Here is a 6,262-nt window from a genome sequence, read left to right as displayed (position 1 = left end):
AACTCGTACCACGAGCCGAACAGGGCCCGTTCGCGCTCGACGAGCAGCGGCAGCGGCTCGGAGGCGGTCACCAGCTCCCGCAGCGGGAAGCGGGCGAGGATCTCGTCCACCTCGGGAGCCAGCGCGTTCGCCAGCCGGGTGTGCAGGGGCAGCGAGTCGTCGCCCAGGGCTCGGGCCGCCGCCAGCACCCGCTCGCGCTTCGGGCCCTCGGGGACCCCGGCGGCCGCCCGCTCGTAGAGCTCGGCGCCCTCCTCCAGGACCAGGCCGGTGTCGACGCCCGCCGGGATCTTGATCCGGGCGTGCCGCCGCCAGGTGCGCAGCGGGGCGCTCCAGGCCTCCACGTAATACGTCCAACGGCCCGTGGCGTCCGGGGTGACCTCGGCGCCCCAGCGGTCCGTGCCGGGCACCAGCTCGCGCATCGGCGTCCAGGGGCCCGGGCGGCCCTCCGGGTCGCACAGCACCACATTGGCGCCGACGGCGTCGTGTCCCTCACGGAACACCGTGGCGGTGACCGGGAACGTCTCGCCGGGAACCGCCTTCGCCGGACGCCCGCCGCACTCCGGGGCCGGCCGGACGTCACGCACCGGAACACGGCCGATGGTCTCGGTCGCCTTCATGGGTCTCACCTCCGCCGTGCGCGGAGCCGGGCCCGTGGCCCGGCTCCGCGATCCGTAGTGCGCCGGAAGACAGGCGTCTTCCCGCGGTCCGTCCGTGGGATCACTGCCTCGCGGAACGCCGGTCCGACGGCGGCCCGCGCCGGACCTGCCCGCTCAGCTGGGGCCGTCCGCTCTGTTCCCGCAAATAGGTGACGAGGCTGGTGCGCAGATAGCGCTCGGCCGCGTCCACCGCCTCCCGGGCGCAGCGCTTGCCCATCAGCACGCACAGCGTGTAGCCCGAGTCCTCGAAGGTGGACCGCACCTCGCGGTCGTGCGGCGAGGCGAGCATCACTCGCTCCCACGCCCGGTAGCGCCGCAGCTGCCGGGCCACCTCGGCCTTCGCGGGTAGCAGCATGGCCGTGTCGTTCCTTCCGACGCTCTCGAATGGGCACGTGTCCCCGAGGGTCGGGGGAGCGTCCGGGCACGGAGGGGCACGGAGCCGTTACGGCGAATCGAGGCTTTCACTCATGGTGCACGCATCATGACGGAGCGTCTTGTTGGATCTTCAACCACACCCCATGGCTCCCCCGGCGGCTCTCGTGTTGCACGAATGGCGTAGCGCCCGCACTGTGGATGGTGACTCAGAAGCGAACAGTGCTCACGCTGTGCGTACGGAACGGTTTCCGGACAGTGAGCGCGAGCCCGACGCCGGTGAGGAGCAAGCGACAATGAAGACCGCAGTGCCCTGCTACTACCACCTCGACGTCGAGGTCAGCCAGGAACGGGTGGGACAGGTCGGCCGCATCCTGGCCGCCCATCTCCGCTACTGGGACCTCGACAACCTCGTGGACCCCGTCTGCCGCGGTGCCGAACTGCTGCTGACCGCCATCGACCGGCACGCGACCGACAAGCACACGTCCATCGAGATGTGGTGGAACGGGCAGCACCTCATCACCGCCATCGGTGACGACGACCGCGACCTGCGCCCCGACCAGGACCTGCGGTCCTGCCTGGCGCATCTCGCCGCCACCAGCGACGGCTGGGGCTGCTGTGCCTCGGAGACCGGCAGCAAGATCATCTGGTTCTCGCAGCGCGCCCGGTCCGGCGAGCGCGTCCCGCTGGTCCCGACGGCGCCGGCGCCCAGTCTGCGCCGGACGCTCCGGGTGCCCCGCAGCCTGCCGGTCGCCCAGTTGGCCGAATCCGCCGAACGCGTCCTGGAGGGCGCCCGGTGACGGCGAGCAAGTCCCGGAAAGGGGTGCCCGTGTGGAGCGGGCACCCCTACCCGTTGGGTGCCTCCTTCGACGGCCAGGGCACCAACTTCGCCCTGTTCAGCGAGGTCGCCGAGCAGGTCGAGCTGGTCCTGGTGAACGACGCGGGCACCCGGACGCCGGTGCCGGTGACCGAGGCCGACGGCTTCGTCTGGCACGCCTACCTGCCCGGCGTCGGACCCGGTCAGCGCTACGGCTACCGGGTCACCGGTCCCTGGGACCCGGACGTCGGGCACCGCTGCAATCCGGCGAAGCTGCTCCTGGACCCGTACGCCAGGGCGGTCGACGGCCAGATCGACAACCACCCGTCCCTGTACGAGCGCACGCCCGGCGGGCCGTCCCCGGCGGACAGCGCCGGGCACTCCATGCTCGGTGTGGTCACCGACCCCTACTTCGACTGGGGCGACGACCGTCCGCCCCGGCGGACGTACTCCGACTCGGTGATCTACGAGGCCCACGTCCGGGGTCTGACCCGCACCCATCCGGACGTACCCGAACGGCTCAGGGGCACGTACGCCGGCCTCGCGCACCCGGCGGTCGTCGAGCACCTGACCTCGCTGGGCGTCACCGCGGTCGAACTGATGCCGGTCCACCAGTTCGTGCAGGACGGCGTGCTGCAGGACCGGGGCCTGTCCAACTACTGGGGCTACAACACCATCGGCTTCTTCGCCCCGCACAACGCCTACGCCGCCTTCGGCAGCCGGGGCCAGCAGGTCAACGAGTTCAAGGCGATGGTCAAGGCGCTGCACGCGGCCGGCCTCGAAGTCATCCTCGACGTGGTCTACAACCACACCGCCGAGGGCAACGAGATGGGGCCCACCCTCTCCTTCCGGGGCATCGACAACGCGTCGTACTACCGCCTGGTCGACGGCGACTGGGCGCATTACTACGACACCACCGGCACCGGGAACAGCCTGCTGATGCGGCACCCCTACGTGCTGCAACTGATCATGGACTCGCTGCGGTACTGGGTGACCGAGATGCACGTCGACGGCTTCCGCTTCGACCTTGCGGCCACCCTGGCGCGGCAGTTCCACGAGGTGGACCGGCTCTCGGCGTTCTTCGACCTGATCCAGCAGGACCCGGTCATCAGCCGGGTCAAGCTGATCGCCGAACCCTGGGACGTCGGGGAGGGCGGCTACCAGGTCGGCAACTTCCCGCCGCTGTGGTCGGAGTGGAACGGCCGCTACCGGGACGCCGTACGGGACTTCTGGCGGGCCGAGCCCGGATCGCTCGGCGAGTTCGCCTCCCGGCTCACCGGCTCCTCCGACCTCTACCAGCACAGCAGGCGCAGACCGCGGGCGAGCGTCAACTTCGTCACCGCGCACGACGGCTTCACCCTGCGCGACCTGGTGTCGTACAACGACAAGCACAACCAGGCCAACGGCGAGGGCAACCGGGACGGCGAGAGCCACAACCGGTCCTGGAACTGCGGTGCCGAAGGGGAGACCACCGACCCGGCCGTCCTCGAACTGAGGGCCCGCCAGCAGCGCAACCTCCTCGCCACCCTGCTGCTCTCGCAGGGCATCCCGATGCTCAGCCACGGCGACGAACTCGGCCGCACCCAGCGCGGCAACAACAACGCCTACTGCCAGGACAACGAGGTCTCCTGGACCGACTGGAACCTGAGCGAGGAACAGCGGGCCCTCACCGACTTCACCCGGCACGTCATCGCGTTGCGCGCCGCCCACCCCGTACTGCGCCGCCGCCGCTTCTTCCGCGGCGAGACCGCCGTGCACCCCGGTCAGCCGCTGCCCGACCTGGTGTGGCTGCTGCCCGACGCCCGCGAGATGACCGACCGGGACTGGCAGCGCCCCGACGCGCACACGGTCGGGGTCTTCCTCAACGGCGACGCCATCGCCGAGCGCGACCCCTACGGGGGACGCCTGGTCGACGACTCGTTCCTGCTGCTCCTCAACGGGCACTGGGAGCCGATCGACTTCCGGCTGCCCGACGACTCCTACGGCGAACGCTGGACCACCCTCATCGACACCGCCGAACCCGACGGCATGCCCGACGAACGCGAACGCAAGGCCGGGACCAGGGTGCCCGTGGCAGCCCGCAGCCTGGTCCTGCTGTCCAGGCCGTCACACAGCGGGGACGGCAAGGGCCGGGGACGGGAGGCCGCCAGGGCCCGCAAGCCCCGCAGGACGGGGGTCAGGGGAGCAGGGGGCGCACGGTCACGGTGAACTGGGCGCCGTCCGGGTCGCGCAGCACCGCCTCCGTGTCCAGTTCCCGCAGGACGCTGCCGCCGTGCTTCTCGGCGGCCCGTGCGCACTCGCCGACGTCGGCCACCGCGAAGTGCACCTGCCAGTGCGGCCGCACCGACGGATCGGGGGCCGCCTCCACGGCCCCCGAGTCGATACGGGCCACGGCGTCGCCCCGGCTGCGCAGCACGACCTCGCCGCCCTCGTACTCGACCTCGCAGCAGCCCGGCTTGTCGGAGGCCCAGCCGAGGACCTCCCCGTAGAAGATCGCCGAGTCGAAGGCGTTGCGGGTGTGCAGCCGGATGAAGGTGGGGGCGGCCCGCCGCCAGGTCTCCCAGTTGGAGACCAGCTCCCCCTCCCAGATACCGAAGACGGCACCGTCCCGGTCGGCGATCAGCGCGGCGCGGCCGGGCGGGAAGGACAGCGGCCCGACCGCCGGCGTGCCCCCGCGCTCCCGGGCCCGCGACACCGCCTCGTCCGCGTCCGGCACGGCGAAGTACGGCGTCCAGGCCACCGCCATCTGCCACATCGAGGCGACCGCGGCGATGCCCGCCACCGGCACCCCGTCCGCCAGGGCGATCCGGAAGTGGTCCCCGAGCCGCACGCTGCGCCATCGCCAGCCGAGCACGGCGCTGTAGAAGTCCTCCGTGGCCCCCAGGTCGCGGCTGGTGAGGCTCACCCAGCAGGGGGCGCCGAACACCGAGTGCGTGGACACGACGTCCCGCTTCTTCTGCGCGGGGCCGGGGGAAGACAGGTCGTTGTTCATGGCACTCGCGTCCTGGGGTCGGGGCCGGCGGGGAACGGGTCTGACACCAGTCTCCAACCGGAAGCGTGCAGAACGCCTGCCGAGTACCCCGGTGGCGTTCGCCCAGTCGGATGACGACGATGGGGGTGTGAGCGAGAGCGAACCGGACCGCATCCTCCACCTCCAGGAAGAGGTCGACCAGCTCAAGGAGGCCGTCTCCTCCCATGCCGTGGTGGACCAGGCCATCGGGATGGTGGTGGCGCTCGGCCGGGTCACACCCGACGAGGGCTGGCAGGTGCTCAAGGAGGTCTCCCAGCACACCAACATCAGACTCCGCAACGTCGCGGACCTGATCCTCCTGTGGGGCCGCACCGGTGACATGCCCGACGAGATCCGCGTCGAGCTGACGGAGGCCCTCGAACGGTACGGCCCGACCCAGATCCCCGGCGCCCCCGCCGCCGAGTGAGCGTCGAGTGAGCGGCGGCTCTCAGCCGCCGTCGGCCAGCAGCTCCTCGCGCAGCCGGTCGAAACAGGCGGTGAGCAGCCGGGACACGTGCATCTGCGAGATGCCCAGCTGCTCGGCGATCCGGCTCTGCGTCATCCCGCGGAAGAACCGCAGGTAGAGAATGACCCGGTCGCGCTCGGGCAGGCCCTGCAGACAGGGCTGCGCCGCGGTCCGGTCCACGATCAGGTCGTAACCGGGGTCCGCCCCGCCCAGGGTGTCACCGAGCACGTAGCCGTCGCCGCCGGGCACCTCGGCGTCCAGGGACAGCGCGGAGAAGCACTCCAGCGCCTCCATCCCGGCCCGCACCTCGCTCTCGGTGAGCTGGGCCAGCGCCGCGATCTCGGCGACGGTGGGCGCACGCCCCCCGGTGGCCTGTCCGGCTTCCTTCAGGGCCACCCGGACGCGGTTGCGCAGCTCCTGGACCCGCCGGGGCACGTGCAGGGTCCACATGTGGTCACGGAAGTGCCGCTTGATCTCGCCGGTGATCGTCGGCACGGCGTACGCCTCGAAGGCCCGGCCGCGCTCCGGATCGTAGTGGTCGACGGCCTTCACCAGGCCCAGTGCGGCGACCTGGTAGAGGTCTTCCAGGGTCTCCCCGCGGCCGCGGAACCGCACGGCGATCCGCTCGGCCATGGGCAGCCAGAGCTCGACCAGCTCGTCGCGCAGCGCCCGGCGCTCCGCGCCCTCGGGCAGTTCCGCGAGCCGCACGAAGTCCGCGGCCGTGTCGGGCGCGTCGTCGTGCGGATGGGGCTGGGTGGAGCAGTGGGTGGTGGTACGCATCGCGCGCACCTCCTCAGCGAGGTGCTGGTGTGGACAGACCGTAGGAGGAACGCGCTCGGATCCCGGGGAGGACACGGGGGGCGTCCGGAGAGACCGGCTCCCACGCACGTGCCTCCGATCCGAAGCACTTACCGTCGAATGCCCCGAATGAGGCAAAGCAA

Annotated in this window: 7 protein-coding genes; 3 read left to right on the top strand and 4 right to left on the bottom strand. The window is 71.5% G+C overall.

What is annotated here, in order from left to right; all coding sequences use genetic code 11:
• Both AB0G52_RS23465 and AB0G52_RS23460 read right to left on the bottom strand, forming a co-directional pair.
• The coding region (locus AB0G52_RS23465; protein WP_361338320.1) for a maltotransferase domain-containing protein at window positions 1–617 on the bottom strand (617 nt) is incomplete at its 3' end.
• A gap of 100 nt (window positions 618–717) precedes the next feature.
• A complete protein-coding gene (locus tag AB0G52_RS23460) occupies window positions 718–1,011 on the bottom strand; it encodes a DUF5133 domain-containing protein (RefSeq protein WP_132892847.1) in 294 nt (97 codons plus the stop codon).
• 313 nt (window positions 1,012–1,324) lie between these two features.
• Here AB0G52_RS23460 and AB0G52_RS23455 point away from each other — a divergent pair, with 313 nt between their 5' ends.
• Together AB0G52_RS23455 and glgX are read left to right on the top strand one after the other, a co-directional pair.
• Window positions 1,325–1,828, top strand: coding sequence for a pep a2 (locus AB0G52_RS23455; RefSeq protein ID WP_132892845.1), 504 nt, complete (start codon window positions 1,325–1,327; stop codon window positions 1,826–1,828).
• A 23-nt stretch (window positions 1,829–1,851) separates the two neighbouring features.
• Complete coding sequence (glgX, locus tag AB0G52_RS23450) at window positions 1,852–4,053, top strand: glycogen debranching protein GlgX (RefSeq protein ID WP_361338330.1); 2,202 nt, start codon at window positions 1,852–1,854, stop codon at window positions 4,051–4,053.
• Here the strand turns inward: glgX and AB0G52_RS23445 are convergent.
• A complete protein-coding gene (locus AB0G52_RS23445) occupies window positions 4,022–4,837 on the bottom strand; it encodes a VOC family protein (RefSeq protein ID WP_132892843.1) in 816 nt (271 codons plus the stop codon). The genes glgX and AB0G52_RS23445 overlap by 32 nt on opposite strands.
• A 127-nt stretch (window positions 4,838–4,964) precedes the next feature.
• Between AB0G52_RS23445 and AB0G52_RS23440 the strand changes: the two genes are divergently transcribed.
• Window positions 4,965–5,282, top strand: a complete 318-nt coding sequence (locus tag AB0G52_RS23440) for an ANTAR domain-containing protein (RefSeq protein ID WP_132892841.1) — start codon at window positions 4,965–4,967, stop codon at window positions 5,280–5,282.
• 21 nt (window positions 5,283–5,303) lie between these two features.
• Here AB0G52_RS23440 and AB0G52_RS23435 read toward each other — a convergent pair whose 3' ends face one another.
• Window positions 5,304–6,101, bottom strand: coding sequence for an RNA polymerase sigma factor SigF (locus tag AB0G52_RS23435; protein WP_132892839.1), 798 nt, complete (start codon window positions 6,099–6,101; stop codon window positions 5,304–5,306).
• Between the last annotated feature and the right edge of the window lie 161 nt (window positions 6,102–6,262).

It is taken from the genome of Streptomyces sp. NPDC021562, from assembly GCF_040640875.1.
Taxonomy (GTDB): domain Bacteria; phylum Actinomycetota; class Actinomycetes; order Streptomycetales; family Streptomycetaceae; genus Streptomyces.
Note: the sequence above shows the minus strand (reverse complement) of the source record. Positions and strands in the feature narration are given on the sequence as shown.

What these genes read in the sequence shown, in the direction of transcription:
- AB0G52_RS23460 (WP_132892847.1), bottom strand. Translation starts at nt 1,011, where the DNA reads ATGCTGCTACCCGCGAAGGCCGAGGTGGCCCGGCAGCTGCGGCGCTAC.
- AB0G52_RS23455 (WP_132892845.1), top strand. Translation starts at nt 1,325, where the DNA reads ATGAAGACCGCAGTGCCCTGCTACTACCACCTCGACGTCGAGGTCAGC.
- AB0G52_RS23445 (WP_132892843.1), bottom strand. Translation starts at nt 4,837, where the DNA reads ATGAACAACGACCTGTCTTCCCCCGGCCCCGCGCAGAAGAAGCGGGAC.
- AB0G52_RS23435 (WP_132892839.1), bottom strand. Translation starts at nt 6,101, where the DNA reads ATGCGTACCACCACCCACTGCTCCACCCAGCCCCATCCGCACGACGAC.